1 pseudogene is annotated in these 280 nt (G+C 64.3%); it reads right to left on the reverse strand.

From position 1 onward, the window contains the following. A pseudogene (locus GV790_RS30120) lies at positions 1–280 on the reverse strand (fatty-acid--CoA ligase); the annotation flags it as partial.

Below are 280 nucleotides of genomic sequence, written 5' to 3' on the forward strand. Positions count from 1 at the left end.
CACTGTGACAGCGCCACATAGCCGCAGGACACCTGCGCGATGGCGTTGTCGGTGCCCGGTTCGACCTTGACCATGCGGCCCGCGTTGAGCTCGTCGCGATCGACGTAGGTGACCTTGGCCTCATCTTCGGCCTTGGTCGCGGAGACGAACAGCGTCGCCTCGGCCATGCCGTAGCAGGGCTTGATCGCGGTCTTGGGCAGACCGTACGGCGCGAAGGCCTCGTTGAACTTCTTCATCGACGAGGTGGTGACCGGCTCGCTGCCGTTGATCAGGCCGATGA

The sequence above is a fragment of the Nocardia cyriacigeorgica genome (assembly GCF_010858045.1).
GTDB classification, from domain to species: Bacteria; Actinomycetota; Actinomycetes; order Mycobacteriales; family Mycobacteriaceae; genus Nocardia; species Nocardia cyriacigeorgica_E.